This is a genomic window from Sphingomonas sp. SUN019 (genome assembly GCF_024758705.1).
In the GTDB taxonomy this organism is placed as follows: domain Bacteria; phylum Pseudomonadota; class Alphaproteobacteria; order Sphingomonadales; family Sphingomonadaceae; genus Sphingomonas.
This window is the reverse complement of record NZ_CP096971.1, coordinates 1-22,460: the sequence shown is the minus strand read 5'-3', so window position 1 is coordinate 22,460 and position 22,460 is coordinate 1. Positions and strand designations below refer to the sequence as shown.

The following is a 22,460-nucleotide window of genomic DNA, read 5'->3' as shown; positions in this document are numbered from 1 at the left end:
TCTGTCGTTATCCGTCGTCGCCCATGCGCAACGCCGCGATGAAGGCTTCCTGCGGGATGCTGACGTTACCGTATTCACGCATCTTCAGCTTTCCCTTCTTCTGTTTTTCCAGCAGCTTCTTCTTGCGCGTCGCGTCGCCACCATAGCATTTGGCTGTCACGTCCTTGCGCATCGCGCTGATTGTTTCGCGCGCAATCACCTTGCCGCCGATCGCTGCCTGGATCGGGATCTTGAACAGGTGACGCGGGATCAGTTCCTTCAGCCGCTCGCACATACCGCGCCCGCGCGTCTCGGCGGTGCCGCGGTGGACGATCATGCTGAGCGCATCGACCGGCTCTTCGTTGACCAGGATGCCCATCTTGACGAGGTCGCCCTCGCGGTAGCCGATCTGGTGATAATCGAAGCTCGCATAACCCTTCGACAGCGACTTCAGCCGGTCGTAGAAATCGAACACCACCTCGTTCAGCGGCAGTTCGTACGTCGCCTGCGCGCGCCCGCCGACATAGGTCAGGTTCTTCTGGATACCGCGGCGGTCCTGACACAGTTTCAGGATCGACCCGAGATACTCGTCGGGAACGTAGATCGTCGCCTCGATCCAAGGTTCGCTGATCGTGTCGATCTTGTTCGGATCGGGCATGTCGGCGGGGTTGTGGAGTTCCAGATGCCCCTGCCCGTGGCTCAGGTCGATCTGGTACACCACGCTCGGCGCGGTGGTGATCAGGTCGAGGTCGTATTCGCGCGTCAGCCGCTCCTGGATGATCTCCAAGTGCAGCAGGCCTAGAAATCCGCAACGGAAGCCGAAGCCTAAGGCGGCGCTCGTCTCCATCTCGAAGCTGAATGACGCGTCGTTCAACCGGAGTTTGGAAATGCTCTCGCGCAATTTCTCGAAATCGTTCGCATCGACCGGGAACAGGCCGCAGAACACCACCGGCTGGACCAGCTTGAAGCCCTCCAGCGCCTGCGCCGCGGGACGCTTGGCGTCGGTGATCGTGTCGCCGACACGGGTCTGCGCGACTTCCTTGATCTGTGCGGTGATAAAGCCGATTTCGCCCGTACCGAGCTCGGTAAGCTGTTCGATCTTCGGGCGGAAACACCCGACGCGGTCGACCAGATGCACCGTCCCGGCCTGCATGAACTTGATCTGCTGACCCTTTTTCAGCACGCCGTCGATCACCCGGATCAGGATGACGACGCCCAGATACGGGTCGTACCAGCTGTCGACCAGCATCGCCTTCAGCGGCGCGTCGGCATCGCCCTTGGGCGGCGGAATCCGCTCGACGATCGCGTCGAGGATTTCGGTGATCCCGATCCCGGTCTTGGCGCTGGCCAGCACCGCATTCGACGCATCGATGCCGATCACATCCTCGATCTCGGTGCGGACCTTTTCAGGCTCGGCGGCGGGCAGGTCGATCTTGTTGATGACCGGCACGATCTCATGGTCATGCTCGATCGACTGGTACACGTTGGCCAGCGTCTGCGCCTCGACGCCCTGCGCCGCGTCCACCACCAGCAACGCGCCCTCGCACGCGGCGAGACTCCGGCTGACCTCATAGGCGAAGTCGACGTGGCCCGGCGTATCCATCAGGTTCAGGACGTGACCCTTCCAGTCGAGCCGGACGGTCTGCGCCTTGATGGTGATCCCGCGCTCGCGCTCGATATCCATGTTGTCGAGCACCTGCTCGCTCATCTCGCGGTCGGTCAGCCCGCCGGTGGCCTGGATCAGCCGGTCGGCGAGCGTCGACTTGCCGTGGTCGATATGCGCGATGATGGAAAAATTGCGGATCTTTGAAAGTTCGGTGGCCATGTCGCTGGCGCGTTAGCAGCGTGCGCGGCGCTTGCGAAGGGCCATCGCAGGCACTCCGTTTGCGCATGGCGACAACCTAGCCTGTCGACTGATCGGATGATAAGGTCGATTCGTCGGGGTCGCAGGTCAACAGGCCGTCCGAGGAAGTCACCGACGCGGGCGGAAACCGGGGGGTTCAACCGAAATGTCGAAGTCATTGCTGTCGCTGGGTCTGGTCGCCTTGACGCTGACCGCCACCGATGCATCCGCACAACGCCTGGCGAAACCATCGAGCGGGCAACGCCTGCAGCAGGCGACTGCGAACGACGTGCCGCGCTGCGCCCGCAAACTCGGCACGCTGTCGATCGTCGACGGCGACGATCCGCGCCCGTGGACCCAGTACAGCCTGTCCCCGCCGTCGAAGCTGCTGAAGGTGCTGGTCCAGCGATCGGGCTGCTTCAACCTAGTCGATCGCGGATCGGGCCTGCAAGCTGCCCGGCTGGAGCGCGATATCGGGGGCGATCTCGGACTGCAACGCCGCTCGAATGTCGGACAGGGCCAGATCAAGGCGGCAGACTATGTGCTGGTCGCCGAAATTCAGGGCGCCAATTCCAACGTCAGCGGCGGCGGCGGCGCGGCCGGCATCGGCGGGCTGATCGGTGGTCGCTTCGGCGGGCTGCTCGGCGGGATCGGCAGCAAGAAGATGGAGGCGAACACCGTCCTGTCGATCACCAACGTCCGCACGACGGAGACGATCGCGACCGAGGACGGCTATGCCGCGAAGAACAACCTGACGTTCGGCGCAGGCGGCGGGGCCGGGTTCTTCGGCGGCGGCGCGGCGGCGGTCGGTGGTGGGTACGACAATACCGACATCGGACGCATCGTGACGCTGTCGTTCATTCAGGCCTATTCGAAACTGGTCACCGGACTCGGTCTCGTCCAGCCGGGCGACGCTGGCACAGCACAGGCTGCCCCGGCGAAAACCTATACCGCACAAGGCCCGGTCACGATGCGCACCAGCGCGCTCGCGACCGCAAAGGCTGTCCGCACACTGCCACCGGGCGCGATCGTTTATCCCACCGGCAACAAGAACGGCCTGTGGTGGGAGGTCGCCGACGAAAACGACAACGTCGGCTGGGTGCTGAACACCAGGCTCGCGCCGTCGCAGTGATTCGGAGCCGTCACGCGGGAGCAACGGCTCCCGCGTGACGCCGGATCGCCGCCAGCGCATTCATGTAACGCTGGTCGCCCACACCACTGACCATTTCCCACCGCACCCCGCGCCGCCCCAGTTCGCGTCGCGACAGATCAAAGAAGCGCGCCCGGTCGCGCGCTGATCCGAACATTCGCGTCCCATCCTCGACCCACGGCAGGTCGATGTCGAACAGCAGATACAGATCGGCGGTGTTGTTCCACCGATCGAACCACGGATCGCGCCGCCCGAACAGCATATCGGCCCACACCGCGCTCATCAGCGGATCGGTGTCCAGGATCACCGGATACGGGCCCCGCGCCACCGCATCGCACGTCTTGCGATCATGGCCGTGTGCGATCGCCAGAAGATCCGCTATGTTCAGATCGGTGCCGTAACGCTCGCAATAGGTCCGGCCGAATTCGGCGATGCACACACTGTCGAAATGCCGCGCCAGCCGCGGCGCCATGCTCGACTTGCCGGTGCTTTCGGGTCCGTGAAGGCAGATCGAACGAAGCGTCATGCGGCGACGGCTTCCGATCGCGCCGCGCGCCGCCAGTCGACGAAACCCCAAATCGCGAGCGCCAGATAGATCACGTACAGCCCCGCGAACAGATACAGTCCCTTGGCGAGGTAGAGCGGCACCGACGCCACGTCCACCGCGATCCACAACACCCAATTCTCCAGTTTCCGTCGCGCCATCAGCACCTGCGCCGCGACGCTAGCCATCGCGATTCCGGCATCCCACCACGGAAACGACGCGTCGGTCAGCGCGGCCATCGCCGTACCCCACACGACCGTCGCCGCCACGATTCCCGCACCCCAACGCCACCGCGCCGCCCGCGTCATCCGCTCGACCGCCACGACGCCCGTCGCCTGACGCGCCCGGGCCCAGTTCAACCAGCCATAGACGTTCGCCGCCACGAAAAACGCCTGCAGCAACGCGTCGCTGTACAATTGCTCGCGAAACACCACGACGCCCAGCAGCGCCACCGACACGATCGCGGTCGGGAACGTCCATACGCTGCGAAGTGCCGCCAATGCGACGCACGCCACGCCCAGCACTGTCGCGATCCAGTCGAGCACCCCCATCGCCAAGCGATAACCACGCTTGCCCCGTTCCGCCAAGCGGTTAGGCTCGACCGCAGGAGTTTCACATGCGCCACGTCGCCATCATCGGATCGGGTCCGGCCGGTTACTACACCGCGGAGGCGTGTCAGAAGGCGTTCGGCGATGACGTCCGTGTCGACATCATCGATCGCCTGCCCGTCCCGTACGGCCTGATCCGCACCGGCGTCGCGCCCGATCATCAGTCGATCAAGGCGGTTTCGCGGCGGTACGAGGCGACCGCGCTCAGCGACAACGTCCGCTTCGTCGGCAACGTCACCGTCGGCAGCGACGTGACGATCGCCGAGTTGCGCGACCTGTACGACGCGGTCGTGCTGGCGACCGGCGCACCGCACGACAATCCGCTCGGCATCCCGGGCGACGATCTGCCGGGCGTGATCGGCTCGGCGGCGTTCGTCGGCTGGTACAACGGCCATCCCGATTTCGCAGGCCTGTCGCCCCCGCTTCACGGCCCCGGCGCAGTGGTGGTCGGCGCGGGCAACGTCGCGCTCGACGTCGCGCGCATCCTGGCCAAGACCGGCGACGAATTCACCGGATCGGACATCGTCGCCCACGCGCTCGACGCGCTCGGTCCGCACAGGATCGAGACGGTGACGATCCTCGCACGGCGCGGCCCGCACGCGATCGCGATGACGCCGAAGGAACTGGGCGAACTCGGCCACCTCGCGCGCGCCACCCCGACCGTCGACCCCGCCGACCTGCCCGCGCCCGAAGCCGACGCCGCGCTCGATCCGGGCCAGCGCAAGTCGGTCGCCCACCTGCGCGCGTTCGCCGACAATCACGAGCTGAAGGCGATCACCGTCGCCTTCGATTTTTTTGCGATGCCGGTGCGGATCGAGGGCGACGAACGGGTCGAACGCGTCATCGTCGAACGCACCCACATCAACGCCGATGGCCGCGCGTCGGGCACCGGCGAAACCTACGCCATCCCCGCCGCAATGGTCGTCAGCTGCATCGGCTACCGCACCCCGCCGATCGACGGCGTGCCCTACGACGCGAAGCTCGGCCGCTTCGCCAACGACGACGGCCGCATCGCGCCCGGCCTTTACGCGGTCGGCTGGGCGCGCCGCGGCCCCACCGGCACGATCGGCACGAACCGCCCCGACGGCTTCCTGATCGCCGACCATATCGGCGCAGATCTACCCGAAGACAGCGGCAAGCCCGGTCGCGCCGGACTGGACGCCTTGCTCGACGCGCGCGGGACGGACGTCGTCACCTTCCGCGACTGGCAGAATATCGAAAAGGCCGAGATCGCCGCCGCCCGGGCAGGCGCGCCGCGTGAGAAGTTCATCGCCATCGCGGACATGCTCGCGGCGCGGAAATAAGGGGAAATAAGGGAATGTGTTGATGCGCGCCGCGGCGAAGCGGCGTCGTCGGACGGCGTTTCCGCCGCCGGCCGCTGCTTCGCTGGTCGCGAAATAGCTTTGCTATTTCTTAGCGAAGCCGTTGGTCGGGGAAAGAGGATTCGAACCTCCGGCCCCTGCCTCCCGAAGGCAGTGCTCTACCAGGCTGAGCTATTCCCCGACCGAGGCGCGTGACGACCCTGGGGTCGGCTGGCAGGCGGCGGCTTATATCAGCGAAAGCGATGGGTTCAAGCGGGCATTTCGGTGCATCATCGCATCCCCCGAAACCCCTTCCTCAACTCCTCCACGAACAACTCCGGCTGCTCGAACGCCGCGAAATGCCCGCCCTTCGACAGTTCGTTCCAGTAGACGATATTGCGATACCTCTTGTCCGCCCAGCGCCGTGACGGCGGGAATATCTCCTTCGGAAACAGGCTGCACGCGATCGGCACATCGACCGTCCCCGACGCAAAGCTTCGGAAGCTCTCCCAATACAGCCGCGCCGACGACGCACCGCTGTTTGTCAACCAGTACAGCATGACGTTGTCGAGCATCTCGTCCGCGCTCAGCACGCTGAACGGATCGCCGTCGCAGTCGGTCCATTCGTGGAACTTCTCGAAGATCCACATCGCCTGCCCGACCGGCGAATCGGCCAGCCCGTAGCCCAACGTCTGCGGCCGCGTGCGCTGCTGCTGCGCATAGCCGTTGCCGTCGGTCTGATAGCATTGCAGCGCCGCCAACGTGACCTTCTCCGCTTCCGTCGCGCTCGCGATGTCCTCCGCCGAGGGCGGCGCGACGATCATGTTCAGGTGGATACCCGCCACCGCCGGGTCGCCGATCTGCGCCAGCGCGGTCGTCACCGCCGACCCCCAATCGCCGCCCTGCGCGACATAGCGATCGTACCCCAGCCGCCGCATCAGCACCGCCCACGCCCGCGCGATCCGCTCGACGCCCCACCCCGCCTCGCCCGGCTTGTCCGAAAATCCATAGCCCGGCAGCGACGGCGCAACGACATGGAACGCGTCCTCCGCGCGTCCCCCATGCGCGACCGGATCGGCCAGCGCATCGATCACCTTATGGAATTCGATCACCGATCCTGGCCAGCCGTGGGTCAGGATCAGCGGCAGCGCACCCGGTTCGGGCGAGCAGCGGTGGAGAAAGTGGATGCCCAGCCCGTCGATTTTGGTGCGATACTGCCCGAACCCGTCGAGCAACGCCTCGCACCGCCGCCAGTCGTATGCGGTCAGCCAGTGATCGACCAACCGCCGCGCCTGCTCCAGCGGCACGCCCTGCCCCCAGCCGTCGACCGTCTCACGCTCGGGCCAGCGCGTCGCGCGCAACCGCCGCCGCAAATCGTCCAGCACCGCCTCATCGATCGCGATCCGGAAGGGCTCGATCGTCTCGCTGCTCATCCGCTCGTTCTCCGATCCGATATCGATGGCGCGCTCGCCGCCCGCGTTTCCCATATCGTGATCCGCGGCCCGGCGGGCGTCAATCCACGCGGCGAGGTTGACGGCGAGGTTGACAAGGCCCGGCACGACGGTTGTTACAAGCCGCTGTACCGGAGAGATCAACCACATGGACGCCGCCGACGGCCCCGACGAAACGACCATTGACGGCTGCGTAGAGCACCTCGACGAATTGAGCGGCGTATCCGGGTGGGCGGTCGATATGCGCGATCCCGCCGCCCCGCTCACGATCGAGTTGTGGGCGGGCGAGGAACTGATCGACAGCGCGCCGACCGGGATGCCGAGGGACGATGTCTGCAATTTCCTGCGGATCTCGGGTGCGCCGGGCTATCGTTTCGACCCGTCGGTGCGGGATCGCATCCGTGACGCCGCGCGGCGCGGATTGCGCGGCGAGCTGGTCGTGCGCATCGCGGGACGCGACACATCGCTGCAATCGATGGCGGCCCGGCGCACGCTCGAACAGGTGCAGATCGGGTCGCTCGACACTGCCCCCGCCACCCGGGACGCACTGGTCGACCGGTTGTCGTTCCACGCGAACAACGCCGTCGGCCATTTGAAGCGTTCCTTCCTGCCCGATCCGGGCCGCAGCATCGGCTACGTCGATTCGATCGCCAGCGAGGACGGAGGGCTGGTCTGGGTCGTCGGCTGGATCATGGACGACGCGGTGCTCGATCGGCCGATCGTGATCGTGGACAAGGCCGCGCACCCGGCAGGCTTCGCCTATACGCTGATCGACCGCGGTGATCTTCCGCCCGGCGCGCGCGGGTTCGTCGGCGTCGTCCAAAGCGACTGGCGTCCGATGCCGGATTTGCCGCCATATTTCTTTCTTACCGATGGCAGCGGGCGTTTCCTCGAAACGCTCGACCCTACGCCGATCCGCACGAAGCGGGCGATCACGCCCGCCGTGCGCTATCTGCTGTCGTCCGCCACGGACGGCTACGGCGATCTGATGCGGGAGATGTTCTACACCGTCGATAATTGGCAGGTTCCCGAAGACGCCGATACGGTCGATCTGGTGCATATCGATCAGGCGGCGATCCTGCCCGGGTTCGGCGCGATGATCACCGGCTGGACGCTCAGCCCCAACAAGCTGTCGGATCGGTTCGTGTTGAAGGCGGGCGCGCGGGTCATGGCAGCCGACGATCGCAGCGTGTCGCGCTTCGGACGCAAGGATCTGTCGCATCTGTATCGCAACGTCGACCTGGCGCTGGGCCGCGCCGGCTTCACCGCGGTCTTCCGCGGCGACTTGGACGATGCGCGGCTCGACGAAATGGTGCTGAAATGCCGCTGGGCCGACGGGACGGCCAGCAATGCGACGATCCCCGCCGACCGCGTCCGGCTGCTAGGCGTGACCACGCCGATAGAACACGCGCTCGATTATTACCCCGCGATCGAAGCGGAGCTCTTCTTCGCCGATTTCGCGCGCCACGCCACCGCCGTGGCGCGAGAGCGTTTCAGCGCGCTGGCCGTCTACGAAGCGGAATCCGTCACAGCAGCGGCGATCTTCGCCCTTCCCGCCACCGCATCCGATCTGTTCCTCATCATCGACAACGCGCTCCGCCACGCCGCGGCCTTGCCGGCCGGTTGGGGGATCGTGCTGGCCGGTTGCCCGGACGGCATCCGCCCCCTGCTGATATCGCTCTTTGCGGACCTGAAGCGCGTGACGGGGCGGCGCTGCAGCCTGTTCCTGACTTCGCCGGGCGAAACCAACAACGACATCGTGACAGGCGTCATCGATGCGCTCGACCTGACGCGGTTCGCATTCATCTCTGCGGACACGCTGCTTTCCGATGCGGGCTGGACGGCGCTGGGCGACGGCGCAGACGATCTGGTCCTGCTTGAAGTCCGCGATGCCGCAGCGGAGGCCGGCGCCACCGGGACCGCCGGGCTCGATGCCTTCGCGTGCGATGCCGCAGCGTGGCGACGGATCGCCGCTGCCGCGCCCCCGCGGATCGGCGGAATCACGCTGAACGGCGCCGCGGCGGGCGTGCCGCCACCCCGCATTGTCCCGGACGCCGCGCTGGCGCTTTCGTCCCGGCGACCCTCCGCGCTGGTTGCTCGGATCAACAACGTCGGGGCCGCCACGCATGACTGATCTCAGGCCGCCCGCCGCGCTGGCGGGAAAAAGGATCGCGATCCTCAGCCATAGTCATGTGTCGGTGACGAAGGGCGGCGCGGAGATTGCAGCGCACGGGCTGTTCCGCGGGCTGCGTGCGATCGGCGTCGACGCGATCCTGATCGCGTGCTGCGATGACGCCGCGCTCGACCGGATCGAACTGGGGCCGAACGAATTTGCGCTGCCTTATCGCGGCGCGCTCTACGATCATTTCTATCATCTGGCCCCGGCCGGCGTGCGGCAGGATTTGATCGATCTGCTTCGGCGCGAGCGGATCGACGTGCTCAACGCGCATCATTTCCTGCACACCGGGATCGGGGTGTTCGAGGATGTGGCCGCCGCGGGGATCGAGATCGTCTATACGATCCACGAATTCCTCAGCATCTGCCACAATCACGGTCAATTGGTCACGCGCGGAACCGATCTGCTGTGCGAAGGTGCGTCGCCCGGCGCATGCCATGCCTGCTACCCCGAACATTCACGCCAGCAGTTCGCGGTGCGCTCACGGCATGTCGCGCGCTCGTTCGGCCCCGTCGCGGCGTTCGTTTCGCCCAGCCGTTTCCTGGCGGGCAAGATGACGGCGAACGGCGTGCCGCAAAATCGGATGCACGTCATCGAGAACGGCGTCGCGGGCGGCGTGGCGGCGGTTCCGGCGGATCGATCGTCGGAAGAACGGCTCTGGACGTTCGGCTATTTCGGCCAGATCAATCCGTTCAAGGGCATCGATCTGATCCTCGACGCCTGCGCGATCCTAGCGCGCGACGAAAAGCTGGCGCAGCGTATCCGGGTCGCGATCCACGGCAATATCATCGGCCATGACGGCGACTTCATGGACCGCTTCACCGCCGCGATCGCCGGTTACCCGTTCCTTTCCTACCTCGGCCCGTACGATAACAGCCGCGTCGGCGGACTGATGGCGCGGTGCGATTATGTGCTGATGCCCAGCAGATGGTGGGAAAATTCGCCCGTCGTGATTCAGGAATCCTTCCACGCGCGGCGGCCGGTGATCTGCACCGGCATTGGCGGGATGGCGGAAAAAGTCACCGACCGTGTTAACGGGCTGCACTTCGCGCGCGGGGACGCCGGCGATCTGGCGCGGCGCATCGTCGAAGGCGCAGACCCCGCGCTGTACGAACGCCTGCAATCGGGCATCCCGCAAACAGTTTCGCTCACGTCGATGGCGGCGAAATACGCCGCGCTCTTCGCGTCGGTCACACCGGCCGAATAATCAGCCGATCGCGATGTCGCGCTCGATCACCGCGATCGGTTTCAGCGCATGGTCGCGGATCACCAGCCCGCGCGCGCCGATCCGTTCGTTCGCCTGCTGTTTGCGATACACGCAATCGGTCGGCGCGACGCTCGGGTCTTCGCCGCCGTCCTTGCGGAAACGTTTGACGAAGCCGGCCGTCGTGATCCGCGGGTGCGCGATCAGATCATAATGACGCGACGTGCGCGAATGCAGAAAGCCGTACGAAGCATTATAGATCACCATGATCCCGCCCGGCTTCAGCAGACTGTCGAGATACGCGGTCTGCTTCTCGAAATTTGCGAACGGGAACAACTGCGCGATGTCGGTCATATTGCGCGTCTCAGGCCAGCGGCACAGCACGCTCATCGCAAAGATCACGTCGAACGATTCCGGCTCCGGCTCGTACACGCCGCTCTTTTCAAACCGCAGGTCGGGGTTCGCGCCATAGGATTCGCGAGACTGCGCCAGCACGTCCTCCGCCACCTCAAGCCCCAGGATCGGCGAGCCGGCGAAATATTGCGTCGACAGTGTGTGGGCTTCCTCCCCGCTCGACGATCCGAACGACAGGATGTGCGGCCGAGCGATCCCGCCCGCACGGCACAGTTGCTGCACCGCCTGAAACACCGCGGGGTAACGATTCAGTTTCGTGGAACTGGATATCTGCACGGCGACGGCGTCGATCGCGGTGGCGATCTCCCCGCGACGGACAGGACGGACGGGCGCTTCGGTCATGTTGCTGCTCGTACCCGGATCAGATCAAATCGGCGAGATCGTCGGCGTCGATCGGCTGAAACTGCTCCAGCCCGACCCCGCGAAGCGCCGCCTGAAAATCGCGGTAGCGCCCAAGATAAGTTTCACGAAAACGCCGCAAGTTCGCCGCGCTCAACCTGTCATGAAGCAATTCGATCGGATCGCCGGACAGTATCTGATCGGACGTGGCGGTGGGAATATCGTACAGCGCCGTCAATTCCTTCACCCGTGCGTCGTTCTGCACGATGATCGCGGGTTTGCCGCACTGCAGGAACACCACGCCGCCGTGAAAGCGATCGCCGAAATAGGCGTCCTGCCCGATCGCGAATCCGCGCCACTTCTCGGTGGATCGAAACAGCCGATAATCGGCGAACGTCAGATCCACATCCAGCCCGGCGCGGCCGCGCGCGCGCACCGCTTCGGCATCGACCTCCCCGGTGGCGTCGTTGTAGATGATCTCGTCGCCATCGCCGCGAAACATCGCATAGAAATCGTTCTGAAAGACATAGCTGCTGTCAAACGCCGCCCCGACGCGGTTGATCGCGGCGACCCGCTGGTCGTCGCGGTTGCGCTGCAGCCTTCCCGCGGTCGCGATCCGCAGCGCCCTGTCCCGAACAGGCGGACGGATCGACATTGCGTTGCGCGGGTAGATGAACATGCTCGGGCAACCGAGCGCAACCGCGTTGGTCAATCCCACCGCGTGCAGCCACGCCTCGGTCGCCGCGCCGCGCACCGCGAAAATCTCCGCCCGGTCGTTCAGCAGCTTCAACAGCGTGAACAGGCGCGGATCGATCGCATCCGCACGTGGCGGCAGTTGATCCTGGATGCCGATCCCCATCGCGTAGATCTTGCACCTGGTCTGCTCGAGCCATTCGGTCTCTCGCACCAGCGGGGCCAGGGTCGTGTCGCGCGCTTCCTCATCCAGATGATCGTAGTTGCGGATCATGTTGGCGTAACCGAGCACGATCCCGTCATACTGCCGGTCGATCGCCGCAAACGCCTCCGGCGAATTCGCGGTCTGGCGGAACTGCGGCGTGCGGCGATTGTAACGCAACAGCTTCGCGGGCGCCTCCAGATGCACCAGATTGCCGACGTTCAGCGAGGTGGTCCGAACCTCTTCGCGCAACTGACCCACGGTCTCGGCCGCACCCAGGACGCTGCCCGATCGATCACCGAGCCGGTGAAACAGCAATCGGGGCGGACGTCCGCGCCCGACAGGTGCGGAAACGCGCTTCGGCGCCTTGGCCGCACTCGGCTCGATCATGAAAACTCCGCGTCCGTATCTATGTCGCCTGACAGGGAGCGCGACCGACGCGGAGCTATAGTGATACACGATGCTTTCGCAAACAATCCTCCCCCGCCCCCGGCCCCACGGCGGGGAAACCGCCGGCGGCGGCGACGCGTTGACGATCGATGACCCGCACCGAACCAATGCTGTTGCCAAAGCGCGTCTTGCCGGCGCTGACGATGCTCGTCCTGTCGGCTTCCATGACGACAGGATCGGCGGGCCGGACGCTGGAACCGCTCAGCTCTCCGATGGTCGAACGCCGTCTCTCCGTCGTCGATCAGCGCACCATCGCCGCCGCGATCACCGACGCACGCGAAACGATCGCACGGCGCGGGGGCGTGAACTATGTCATCCGTCTTCCCGCCGGTACGTTCGAGCTGAACGGCGCCGCGGCGACCGGCGGCGGCACGATCGACGTGTCGCGGATCGATGCGTGTCCCGGTCGGCTGACGATCACCGGTGCAGGGGCCGATCGGACTAAGTTGATCACCGACGATCGCCTGGTCGGCATCATCGGCCGCGCCACGAGATGCGTCACGATCGCAGACCTGACGATGACGCAGCGCCGCATCGAGATGTCGCAGGGAAAGGTCTTCGCGACGACCCCCGATGCGGTGGTGCTCGATATCCCGCGCGGTTTCCCGACGCCCGCCGACCTGATGCCGCGCGACCGCGAGATCGGGCGCAACGGGCGAGAGGTCATGCGGCGCTGGATGAAAAAATACGTCGATACGCCCACGGGACCACAGATCGTGGTCGATCAGGTGCAGGCGATGTGGAGCGGAGCGACCCGCATCGCCGGGGCGCCCAACCGCTGGCGCATTCAACTGGTGGTGCGTCCCGTCATGCCGGCCTATCGTCCGGGCGACCTGATCGGCCTGAAATCGAAATCGGGCGAGGACTCCTATCGTTTCATCAACGCCGACCGCATCACGCTGCGCGGGGTCCGCTGGAGCGTGGAGACGCGCGGCGTGTTTCGCATGACCGACAATGTGCGGATTGAGAATTGCTCGATCGTCCGCCCCGCGCCGATTAACGGCGTGCGCTGGGCAATGGCCAGCAGCAGCGGCGGTCCGCAGATCGGCCAGCCATCCGATCCGATGACGCAGGGCCATATCGTCGTGAACAACGATTTTCAGGCGACCGGCGACGATGCGCTCATGTTCGCGCACGCCAACGGCGTTGCGCGCGGCAATCGGATATCGGACACCTTCGGCAGCGCGATCCGCATCTACGAATCGCCCGGCCTGACCCTCTCCGGCAACGTGACCGTGCGTGCGCCGATCCTGCGTGTGCGTGACGGTCTGCTGGAACGGCCCGGTCCCAGCATCCGGCGTATGTCGCGAGCGAACGGCGTTGAACCGGACCGGCTTTGATGCGATCCGCTCTCCGGTCCCGGCCGGCGGGGCGGAGGACTATCGTTTGGCGTTCGGCGATCTCGCGACGAAGGGTCTGCAGCAGTTCGTGCGCGACGAACGCTTCGGCGACGACCTGTGCGTCTTCATCCATATCCCAAAGACCGCCGGCACGTCGCTTTCGGCAGAATTCAACCGGTTGCGGACGCCCTATCACAACATCCACCGGCGCTATTCGACCGGCGAACCGATCACATTCACCAGTATCGAGGAGGAGATGGCGTCGCTGATCGACAGCGGCGAACTGGCGCACGCTCGATCATGCTCGGGCCATTTCTCTTACGAACAGACCGCACCGATCCGCGCCGCGCGGCCCGATGCGCGCTTCGTCACGTTTCTGCGCGATCCCGTCGCGCGCGTGATTTCGGACTATCGCTACGCGCGCACCCCTGCGCACCCGACGTACCGCACCTTTATCGATCGCTTTCCGCGGATCGATGACTATGTCGTCGCCAAACAGACGCGGAACAAGATGGCGCGGTTCCTGTTGCCGCGATCGATGACCGAGGCGGCCGAGATCGAAGCCTTCGTTTCGACCAGACTGGCCTTCGTCGGTTTGCTGGAACTATACCCCATGTCGTTCAACATCCTGACCCGCCTGCTCGGCGCGGACGCGATGCCGATCGAACATCGTCGCAGGACCGAACGCACGGCGGACAATGCGGTCGACGAGGACGCCGACCTGCGCCGGTTGATATTGGAGCACAACGCCGTGGATCGATTGCTGTACGATATTGTTCACCGACGGCTCGTCGCGGCGCATGACGATTGGCTGACGGAAACCAGGGGCTAGTTATGTTTCTTGCGAAAATGGACTTCTCATCCGACGCGGTGATTTTTTTCCTGGCGCTGTTCGTGCTTGCGGTCGTCGTCGCGGTGCTGATGGAACGCGCGTCGCCGCGCCGCCAGAAGCGGCGGCGCATCGACCGCGTCGGCAACGATCGCGGCGGCCAGCTGATCGACTGAGCGCCGCGACGCTCAGGCGAACCAGTCTCCCCGTCCCGCCGACGGCGTAAGGTCGATCAGGTCGCGGCGCATGCGCGGCGGCAGCGCCGGATCCTCCGACAGCCAGCCCTGCCAGCGCCCGAGGAACAAGGCGGTCTGTTCGCCCGGCGGTACCGTCTCGCCGCGAGAAGCGCGTTCCGAATGCGTCATTTCCGCGAACGGCGTGTACACGATCCGCCAGCCCGCCTGGCGGATTTTCAGGCACAGATCGACGTCGTTGAACTCCAGGCTGAAGTCTTCGTCGAACCCGCCGACCGCCTCCATCACGCTCTTGCGCGTCGCAAAGATGGCACCCGTCACCATCGACCATTCACGCTGCACGATCGCCCAGTCCTGATACGTCGGCGCGCCCGCACGCCGCCCCAGCCAGGTGTGAACGCTGGTCCCAAGGATGCCGCCGACGACGCCTGCGTGCTGGATCGTGCCATCGTCATACAACAGCCGTGCGCCGACCCCGCCGACCGCGCCGTCGACCGCGAAGCCGACCAATGCCCGCAACCAGGACGCATCGCGCGCGACGATGTCGTCGTTCATCAGGACGACGACATCGGTGTCCGCCGCGCGCCACAACCGGTTCATCTTGGCGCTGTAATTGAAAGGTTCACCCTCGGCGCGCAGCGTCTCGATCCGCCGCAGCGTGAACGGCCAGTCGCGCTTCGCCCAGTCCGGGTCGCCCGCGATGTCGTCGCCGATCAATACGGTCAGTTTGTCCGCTGGCCAGTCGACATCGGCGACGCTGGTCAGGAACCGTTCGATGAACGTGCCCTCTTCATCGGGGATCAGGCTGCGTCGCGTCGGCACGCATAGGGTCACCGCCGGTTCGCCGGTCGGGAAGCGTCCGACCAGTTGCAGCGTATCCTCCGTGTGTCCGGCTTCGACTGAATAGCCGGAGTATAGCGGCGAGCGCTCGATCAGTTCCTTGCGCTTTTTCGCAGGCGCGATCACGCGCAACTCCGCCTGGATCAGCAATACTTCGGGAATGCGGCCGATCGACATCCCGCGTTCGACCGCGCGCAGCACCAGATCGTATAGCGTGGCATCGCCCGCGTCGGACGACAGCCCGCCAAGCTCGTGCAGCGCAGACCCGCGAATGAACAGCGGCGCACCGATATAATCCTGCGCGGCGAACAGCGTCTGGTCGAATTCGGGCTTCAGCCGCACCTGCTCGAGCAATGTGGGCGCGCCGAGCGCGACGTCGTCGGCGTGGAAGATCGACACGTCGGGGCGTACCGCCGCGTGGCGCGCCAGGATTCTCGGCGTCAGCGGGTGGACGCGCGAATCCTCCGGCGCCAGCATCAACCACTGGTCACGGTCGTCGCGCACCCGCTTCAACGCGTCGCCGGCGATCGGCCGGAAACTGTTCGGCTTCAGCGGCAGCACCGCCAGCGTCTCGCCTCCGCGCAAATTGGTGAGCGGTATGCCGGCTCCGTCGCTGTCCTCGATCCGCGACGGCGTGCGGCGGATCTGTTTGTCATCACTGACGATCGCATCGAAGCTGGCGGCGATCGCCTTGCCGACGGCCGCATAGGATAGGGTTTTCGCGATCCTCGCCCGCGCCGCGCGTCCGATCGAATCGTCGCCGGCGTCGATTCGCGCCGCCGCCTTCGTCAGCCCGGCCGCCAGCGCTTTCTCGTCGATCTTCGCCCAGGTTCCGCCCTTGGTATAATGGCCGAAATCCTCCTCCAACGTCCACGAATCGGCCGCGACGGGGAAGCCGCAACTGGCGTCGAGGAACTGGCGCGTCCCGCTGAAGTCGGTCGCGACCACGGTCTTGCCGGCGGCCATCGCCTCCGCCACGGTCAGCCCGAACCCTTCCGAACAATGCGGCGAGGCATAGATATCGGCCGCCGCCAGCAGATCGGATAGTTCGCCCGTGGTCAGCGAACGGTCCAGCACCACCACGCCGGGCGTCTTCGCGGCGAGCGCGGCAAGCGCCTTTCCGTCCGCCGCGCGATCCATCAGATGCTTGGTCTTCAGCACCAATGTCCAGCCCTTCGCGCCCAGCCCGCTCGCTGCGAACGCCCGGATCAGCGCGGCTGGATTCTTGCGGACCAGATAGCTCGACCCGTCGAAGATATAGAGGATGACCCGCCCCGCCGCCGCGATCCCGAGCGTCCGCAGCACCCGCGCGCGATCGACTGTCACCGCGGTCTGCTCGACCGGCACCGCGTGCGGCACGACGTCGACCGGGGCCTCGTCCTGCGCTTCGTACAATTCGGCGCAATAGCCGCTCGGCGCCCAGATCCGGTCAACCGACGAGAATTCGCGCCGCCACAACGGCGGCAAATGGTCCATCTCCCACACCCAGTAACCGATGCGCTTGCCGGCGCGCGCGATCTCGCGGCGCTGATCGTCGGTCAGCAGATGCCAGCTGTCGGGGTTCAGGTGGACGATCGCAATGTCGGCCGCGCCTTCGAAATCGACGATATCGTGCGCCGGACTGAGCGGCTTGTGGATGTGGAACGGCAATTTGATCGGGTGCAGATTCAGGCGGACGCCGGTCTGCCGGATCGCCGCGATGATCCCGCGGCTCGCCGATCCCAGGCCATTGTCGTAGTTCCACGGGCCGTAGAGCGCGACCTTGTACGGCTTGGGCGGAACGACCAGCGCATTCATGCTCGGCCGCTTCGGCTTCGCCAGCAACGGGAATTCACCGCGCGGCGGCGCTTCGTCGGTGCCATACGCCAAGGTCGCGTCGAGCAGGTCGAGATCGAAACCCTTGCGCTCCAGCGCCTTGCGGATGCCCTTGCTGTCGATATGCGCGAACCCGCCGCGCAGCAGCAGCAACTTCACGAACGGATAGTCGAGCGCCAGCAATTGCTTCCAGGCGAACAGCGTCGGGTTGCGCGCCTCCTCCACCTTGAAGATCGCGTCCGCCTCGAACCCCGCTTCCCGCACGCGTGCGGTCAGCGGAACCTCGAATTCGTCGATGATCTGATCCTTGTCGGCGATGACCCGGATCGCGTTGACGAAGAACTGAAAACCATATGACGCGATCAACCGCCCGCTGGCGCGCAGGAAATAGCTCTGGATGTGCCAGCCGCGCTCCAGCGTCTCGGTCGGCCCGACCAGGTCGGCGGGATTGGCGCGGCACGCCGCGATCAGCGCGCCGAACGATTCGGCGTCGCGCGGCCCGAACACGCTGTCGTTGATGATGTACAATGCGTCGGCGCCGTACAGTCGCGGCTCGATCTGCAGCATCTGCGCCCATGCGCCGAAGTCATAACCGATGTTTTCCCGCACCACGGCGCTGGCCAGCATATCGAGCAGCGAATCGTCCAGCAACACCGGGCGGATCGCGTTCACGACCAGCGACACCGCGATCCCCTGATCAGCCAGCATCGCGAGATAGCGGCGGACATACGGCTGCAGCATGCCGGTCGGCGCGTAAGCGACGAAGATCGCATGCTCGCCCAATACCTCGGTCAGCGGCTTGGCCACCGCATACCGCACCGCCGCGATGCGCGTCCCATCGGCCTTCGTTTCGCGTGACGGCAAGGTGATGCTGAGCGGCGAGCCTTCGAGCTGATCGCCGGTCGACTTCAGCCGCACCTCCACGTCCAGCGTCTCGCCGGCGAATTCGTCGGCGTCGATGAAGACGGTAAAGCCCGACAGGACATCCCCGAAGCCGGCGTTCACCACATCGGGCCGCACCCGCGACGCCACCGCGCTGCCGATCACGCGGCCATAATCGGTCACCACCTCGACCTCGGCCGGTCGCGCCCGGTCGGGCTCCATCGCCCAGCCGGTCACCTCGATACCGATCACATCGTCGATCGTGCCGACGAAGCGGGCCTCGGGCGTCGCCGGGTCGTTTGCGGGCGGTACAGGCTCGCGACGCTCGACGGACATTCCCAAGGTTTCAAGCTCCACACGTGCGGCATGATTGCCATTCAGATCGTAACTGCGCGAATAATGGGTCGTCGCCTCCCCGCGGCGGCGCATCGCCTTCATGAGATGGCCGATATTCAGCTCGAGATCGGCGTCGTCGGGATCGATCGCCGCAGCCCGTCTGTAGGCATGCTCCGCGGCCTCGAGCTGCCCGGCTTCCTTGGTCGAATGGCCCAACTGCACCCAGATCGCGAAATCGCCGGGATTGAGCGTCAGGAACGCGCGGTAATGATCGGCCGCCGCCGCCCAGTCGCCACGGTCGCGCGCTTCGTCGCCCGCGGTGCGATGCTTGCCGCCGGCGGGTTTGCGCGCAGCCCCGCCGAATGCGGTCATCGCCTTGCCGATCAATCCGTTACCCACGAAAACCTTCCCCCTGTCCGCGACCCGCCGGTATCGGCTTTCCACTGCGCTGTTAAGCGCGCAGTGTTCCGCATCGCACGATCAGTGAAAAATTTCGGGACGCCAGGCCGCATTCTCCTGCGCCGCACGCCGCGCCGGCCGCCACGGATCGGGGCGGGCGGTCGAATCGATATGGCGCACGACGTCGGTCATCGCCGGTTCGCAAAGCCCGTCGAACGGCTGCCCGCCGCGCGTCCAATACGGGTTGATCGACGGGTCTTCGCCCAGCGCCGCGCCCCACCGGTCGATCAGATCGCGGCGTTCGCCTTCGTCCCAGGCGATCGCGGCGCGGGTCTCGTTGCGCCCGCGCGTCGCGCCTTCGTGATGCAGCGCCTCGATCTGCGCGCAATAACGGATGACCAGACCGGTTTCGCGCAGCCGCAGGCACAGATCGACATCGCTGTGCCCGATCATCAGCCGCCCTGCGTCGAACCCGTCGATCGCATCGAAGTCGGATCGCCGGACGCCCAGGAACGCTCCGGTCACCGCCGCCACCGCGTGAGTCGTGACGAAACGCCGGTCCGGGCCGGGATCGGTCGCGTCACGGTCGCGGCCCTCGTGCTCCGCCCCGCCGGGTCCGAAACCGAACGCGACGCCCGCGTGTTGCACCGCGCCGCCGGGATAGATCAGCCGTGCACCGACCGCGCCGACCGACGGATCGGACAATTGATCGATCAACCGGTCGTCCCAGCCGTCGCTGGTCATTTCGATGTCGTTGTTCGCAAACACGATCATGGGCGCATCGCTCGCCGCCGCGCCGATGTTGCTCGCTTGCGACCAATTGAAGGGCGCGTCGAACGGCATGACCTGCGCCGCGCCGTCCCTCGCCAGCCGATCGAACAACCGCCACGTCGCTTCGTCCGCGCTGCGATTGTCGACGACGATGAATTCGACCCTGTTCGGATCGCGCGCATTACGTTTCAGGCTGTCGATCGCACGCGCCAGCAGATCGGCGGCGTCGCGGGTCGGGATCACGATCGCGATACGATCGGGGCGCTGCGAAACGGGCTTCGGCGCTGGCGCGACGAACGGGATCGGACCCAGCCGGCCCGGCGCCGCATCGTCATCGCTGTCGCGACCGTCGCGCGCGACGACGGGTAAATGCAGCCGTGTCCCCAACAACCGCGCGACATGCGGCACCGCTTCGCCACCGGACAGAACGCTATGCAGGATCGCACGCCGCACGCCGTCTCCGCCGTCGAACGACGCGATCTTCAGCGCATGTCGCACCGCCGCACCGCCTGCGATCATCACGGCGGGGGCCGCACCCTGCGCCAACGTCGCCGCATCCAGCAGCCCCGGCAGCCAGGGGTCGGCGCGCACGAGGCCCATCGCCGGATCGACCACGCCATCGTCGTGATCAGCGAACACCGCCGCCGCGCCGGTCCGCTCGGCCGCGAACGCAAGCCACGCCAGCGCCTCGGGATCGAGCGCGGTCCCGGCCGTCAGCACCACGACATGCTCTGCGCCGGCCGGGATCGCGGCACCGTCCGCCACGAACGCAATCCGCGTGTCCGTCTGCGCGAAGGCCCCGACCGGATGATCGCTGAGCGACGCCGGACCGACGACGATCGCGCGCCACTCGCGCATCGATTGATCCTGCAGACTGCGCAGCGTCGCCCTTAGCAGGAACGGTGCGGCCACCGCTGCATCGACCAGCACCGACAGCGCCAGCTTAGGCAGCGGGCCGGGCGGCGGACGGATCGGAATATCGCGGCGGAAACGATCATATGCCTCGATCGGATAGGACGAACCGATCACGGCGGCGCGCCACCGGGTCGTTCCCTCCGCCAGCACCGCCGCCGCCGAAGACAATTGCCTCCACATTTCCGATGAACGATGATCTGCGGCGGGCCACACCTCGCGACCGCTCAGGTCTGGCACATCGTCTTCGGCCAATCGGGCGACATCGTCCTTTTCCGGCGGCGTCGGGAATTCGCGGCGCACCGCGGGGGGCTGGCCCTCGGCGCGCGGAAGGGGCGCAAGCGGCGGCAGCGCCACGGTCGCCTTCCGTCGATCGGGGCGCTTTCCCCACCGCATTATCGCCGCCTCCGCATGGCGCACTGAATGGCGCACCCGCCGCGCCATGACAACCGGCGTCGATAGCGGGTGACGCCGTCGAACCGCTCGATTACGGACGGTCGCGATGAAACATCGATCGACGCGCGGGATGGGGTTCAAGTGACGATGAAATCGCTCGATCCGTTCGGTTACTGGCCGACCTTCCGCAGCCGCATCACCGGCCTTGGCGGAGAGGATGAACCCAGCGACCTCAGCTACATCCTTCATTCGTCCTACACCGCGGTCGAACCCGGCCCGGCGATCGCGACGGTCGCGTTCGAGGGGCTGGCCGCGTCCGCCGGCCTGATCGAGGTCAGCGTGTTCCAGCTTCATGCGGAACACACGCCACAGGTCACGCAGGCGGGAAAGGCAGGCGCGCTGCTCAGCACGCTTGCCCGCACCAACCGCCCGGTCCGGATCGCCTTCGAGGCGATTCCCGGCGCTGAATATGCCGTGATCGGCCAGTCGTTCGGCGATTGCCGCGCGCGCGCGCACGGCGTCACGATCGGGATCGGCCCGCGCAGTGCGACCGACGATCTCGCCCGCCATCGCAGCCAGTTCGGGCGTCTCAAGGCGCGGCTTTCCACCGCGCTCGCCTCGACCGAGCGACCCAGCCTGCGCGCGCCCGTGTCGCAGGGATTCTCCCACGCGCAGCTGACCGAAGGCGACTTCACCCACTGGGCGACCTGGCTTCCCGCCGACGATACGCCTGAGTCACGGTGGGAGGCGGCATATATACTGCGCACGCTTGAGGCGTACGGACGGCTGGAGAAAGGCGCTCGCGGCCTGGGCTTCGCGCGCGACGCCGATCCCGTCGCGGCGATCGCCGAAACCGTCGGCTGTACGACGATGAACGTCACGCTGCGTCCGGATGAAGAGATTTCCGCTGCGATCGACCGGACCATCGCCGACCGCCCGGACGGCGTCGGCTTCGATTTCCTGTGGACCCGCGGTGGCGTGATGGAGGGGCTGGGACCGGTTCGCGCCGAAACGACCGTCGGCGACCTGCTCGATCGCCTGCGTCCCGGCGGGCTCGCGATCCACATCTTTGCGGCGGGAAACGACATCCGCGACGACGTGTTCGATTCGAACGCGCTCAACCGGCTCGCGCTGGGTCTGGTCGCGGACGGGCATATCGTCGCGCAGTTGCGGCACGATCATCACGATGACGGACCACGGACAAGGCTGGATCCGATCGTCCCGTTCGGCATCGTCGTCCGCCGCGCGACCGAGATGATGAATTAGGGTCTGAACTCAATTGGAACGCGGATCGTGATCGCCCGTGGAAAGCCGCCGACAAGGAGCGCAGCGCCGTCGCGTAGCTGAAGCTACGCGCAAGCAAGCGACGCCGTTCGGCGGCTTTCCACGGGC

16 protein-coding genes and 1 tRNA gene are annotated in these 22,460 nt (G+C 66.0%); 8 read left to right on the top strand and 9 right to left on the bottom strand.

Annotated features, from left to right (window positions below; genetic code table 11):
• Nucleotides 1–7 precede the first annotated feature (7 nt).
• A complete protein-coding gene (gene lepA, locus M0208_RS00085) occupies nt 8–1,804 on the bottom strand; it encodes a translation elongation factor 4 (protein WP_258889719.1) in 1,797 nt (598 codons plus the stop codon).
• Between the two features lie 184 nt (nt 1,805–1,988).
• On the opposite strand from lepA, the gene M0208_RS00080 reads away from it, so the two are divergent.
• Entirely contained in the window at nt 1,989–2,954 is a 966-nt protein-coding gene (locus tag M0208_RS00080) for a CsgG/HfaB family protein (RefSeq protein WP_258889718.1), read from the top strand.
• 10 nt (nt 2,955–2,964) lie between these two features.
• On the opposite strand, the gene M0208_RS00075 is transcribed toward M0208_RS00080, so the two are convergent.
• Complete coding sequence (locus M0208_RS00075; RefSeq protein ID WP_258889717.1) at nt 2,965–3,498, bottom strand: ATP-binding protein; 534 nt, start codon at nt 3,496–3,498, stop codon at nt 2,965–2,967.
• Nucleotides 3,495–4,067 carry a nicotinamide riboside transporter PnuC gene (gene pnuC, locus M0208_RS00070; RefSeq protein WP_258889716.1) on the bottom strand — a complete coding sequence of 191 codons (573 nt, stop codon included), beginning with the start codon at nt 4,065–4,067 and terminating at the stop codon, nt 3,495–3,497. The genes M0208_RS00075 and pnuC overlap by 4 nt, the downstream gene beginning before the upstream one ends.
• Before the next feature lie 65 nt (nt 4,068–4,132).
• On the opposite strand from pnuC, the gene M0208_RS00065 reads away from it, so the two are divergent.
• Entirely contained in the window at nt 4,133–5,428 is a 1,296-nt protein-coding gene (locus tag M0208_RS00065) for an FAD-dependent oxidoreductase (RefSeq protein WP_258889715.1), read from the top strand.
• Between the two features lie 122 nt (nt 5,429–5,550).
• On the opposite strand, the gene M0208_RS00060 is transcribed toward M0208_RS00065, so the two are convergent.
• Nucleotides 5,551–5,627: transfer RNA gene (locus M0208_RS00060), tRNA-Pro, on the bottom strand.
• Between the two features lie 88 nt (nt 5,628–5,715).
• Nucleotides 5,716–6,912: an epoxide hydrolase family protein gene (locus tag M0208_RS00055; RefSeq protein WP_258889714.1), complete on the bottom strand. Its 1,197-nt coding sequence runs from the start codon at nt 6,910–6,912 to the stop codon at nt 5,716–5,718.
• A 112-nt stretch (nt 6,913–7,024) separates the two neighbouring features.
• Between M0208_RS00055 and M0208_RS00050 the strand changes: the two genes are divergently transcribed.
• A complete protein-coding gene (locus M0208_RS00050; protein WP_258889713.1) occupies nt 7,025–9,010 on the top strand; it encodes a hypothetical protein in 1,986 nt (661 codons plus the stop codon).
• Nucleotides 9,003–10,259, top strand: coding sequence for a glycosyltransferase (locus M0208_RS00045; protein WP_258889712.1), 1,257 nt, complete (start codon nt 9,003–9,005; stop codon nt 10,257–10,259). The genes M0208_RS00050 and M0208_RS00045 overlap by 8 nt, the downstream gene beginning before the upstream one ends.
• Here M0208_RS00045 and M0208_RS00040 read toward each other — a convergent pair whose 3' ends face one another.
• Nucleotides 10,260–11,012, bottom strand: coding sequence for a trans-aconitate 2-methyltransferase (locus M0208_RS00040; RefSeq protein ID WP_258889711.1), 753 nt, complete (start codon nt 11,010–11,012; stop codon nt 10,260–10,262).
• 19 nt (nt 11,013–11,031) lie between these two features.
• Nucleotides 11,032–12,294, bottom strand: coding sequence for a polysaccharide pyruvyl transferase family protein (locus tag M0208_RS00035; RefSeq protein ID WP_258889710.1), 1,263 nt, complete (start codon nt 12,292–12,294; stop codon nt 11,032–11,034).
• Between the two features lie 149 nt (nt 12,295–12,443).
• Between M0208_RS00035 and M0208_RS00030 the strand changes: the two genes are divergently transcribed.
• From M0208_RS00030 to M0208_RS00020, 3 genes are read left to right on the top strand one after another with little or no spacing between them, the layout of a single operon-like run.
• Nucleotides 12,444–13,694 carry a right-handed parallel beta-helix repeat-containing protein gene (locus M0208_RS00030; protein WP_258889709.1) on the top strand — a complete coding sequence of 417 codons (1,251 nt, stop codon included), beginning with the start codon at nt 12,444–12,446 and terminating at the stop codon, nt 13,692–13,694.
• Nucleotides 13,675–14,526, top strand: coding sequence for a sulfotransferase family protein (locus M0208_RS00025; protein ID WP_258889708.1), 852 nt, complete (start codon nt 13,675–13,677; stop codon nt 14,524–14,526). Before M0208_RS00030 ends, M0208_RS00025 begins: the two co-directional genes overlap by 20 nt.
• A 17-nt stretch (nt 14,527–14,543) precedes the next feature.
• Nucleotides 14,544–14,699, top strand: coding sequence for a hypothetical protein (locus tag M0208_RS00020; RefSeq protein ID WP_258889707.1), 156 nt, complete (start codon nt 14,544–14,546; stop codon nt 14,697–14,699).
• Between the two features lie 12 nt (nt 14,700–14,711).
• Here M0208_RS00020 and M0208_RS00015 read toward each other — a convergent pair whose 3' ends face one another.
• Together M0208_RS00015 and M0208_RS00010 are read right to left on the bottom strand one after the other, a co-directional pair.
• Nucleotides 14,712–18,989 (bottom strand): glycosyltransferase, encoded by a 4,278-nt coding sequence (locus M0208_RS00015; RefSeq protein WP_258889706.1) that lies wholly within the window; start codon nt 18,987–18,989, stop codon nt 14,712–14,714.
• A gap of 81 nt (nt 18,990–19,070) precedes the next feature.
• The gene (locus M0208_RS00010; RefSeq protein ID WP_258889705.1) at nt 19,071–21,068 is read right to left on the bottom strand and encodes a glycosyltransferase; all 1,998 of its coding nucleotides are present in this window, start codon (nt 21,066–21,068) and stop codon (nt 19,071–19,073) included.
• Nucleotides 21,069–21,209: 141 nt separating this feature from the next.
• On the opposite strand from M0208_RS00010, the gene M0208_RS00005 reads away from it, so the two are divergent.
• Nucleotides 21,210–22,334 carry a hypothetical protein gene (locus M0208_RS00005; protein ID WP_258889704.1) on the top strand — a complete coding sequence of 375 codons (1,125 nt, stop codon included), beginning with the start codon at nt 21,210–21,212 and terminating at the stop codon, nt 22,332–22,334.
• The last annotated feature ends 126 nt before the right edge of the window (nt 22,335–22,460 follow it).

Excerpts from the sequence above, each read along its gene's own strand:
- lepA (WP_258889719.1), bottom strand. The coding sequence starts at position 1,804 with ATGGCCACCGAACTTTCAAAGATCCGCAATTTTTCCATCATCGCGCAT.
- M0208_RS00080 (WP_258889718.1), top strand. The coding sequence starts at position 1,989 with ATGTCGAAGTCATTGCTGTCGCTGGGTCTGGTCGCCTTGACGCTGACC.
- M0208_RS00075 (WP_258889717.1), bottom strand. The coding sequence starts at position 3,498 with ATGACGCTTCGTTCGATCTGCCTTCACGGACCCGAAAGCACCGGCAAG.
- pnuC (WP_258889716.1), bottom strand. The coding sequence starts at position 4,067 with ATGGGGGTGCTCGACTGGATCGCGACAGTGCTGGGCGTGGCGTGCGTC.
- M0208_RS00065 (WP_258889715.1), top strand. The coding sequence starts at position 4,133 with ATGCGCCACGTCGCCATCATCGGATCGGGTCCGGCCGGTTACTACACC.
- M0208_RS00055 (WP_258889714.1), bottom strand. The coding sequence starts at position 6,912 with ATGGGAAACGCGGGCGGCGAGCGCGCCATCGATATCGGATCGGAGAAC.
- M0208_RS00050 (WP_258889713.1), top strand. The coding sequence starts at position 7,025 with ATGGACGCCGCCGACGGCCCCGACGAAACGACCATTGACGGCTGCGTA.
- M0208_RS00045 (WP_258889712.1), top strand. The coding sequence starts at position 9,003 with ATGACTGATCTCAGGCCGCCCGCCGCGCTGGCGGGAAAAAGGATCGCG.
- M0208_RS00040 (WP_258889711.1), bottom strand. The coding sequence starts at position 11,012 with ATGACCGAAGCGCCCGTCCGTCCTGTCCGTCGCGGGGAGATCGCCACC.
- M0208_RS00035 (WP_258889710.1), bottom strand. The coding sequence starts at position 12,294 with ATGATCGAGCCGAGTGCGGCCAAGGCGCCGAAGCGCGTTTCCGCACCT.
- M0208_RS00030 (WP_258889709.1), top strand. The coding sequence starts at position 12,444 with ATGACCCGCACCGAACCAATGCTGTTGCCAAAGCGCGTCTTGCCGGCG.
- M0208_RS00020 (WP_258889707.1), top strand. The coding sequence starts at position 14,544 with ATGGACTTCTCATCCGACGCGGTGATTTTTTTCCTGGCGCTGTTCGTG.
- M0208_RS00010 (WP_258889705.1), bottom strand. The coding sequence starts at position 21,068 with ATGCGGTGGGGAAAGCGCCCCGATCGACGGAAGGCGACCGTGGCGCTG.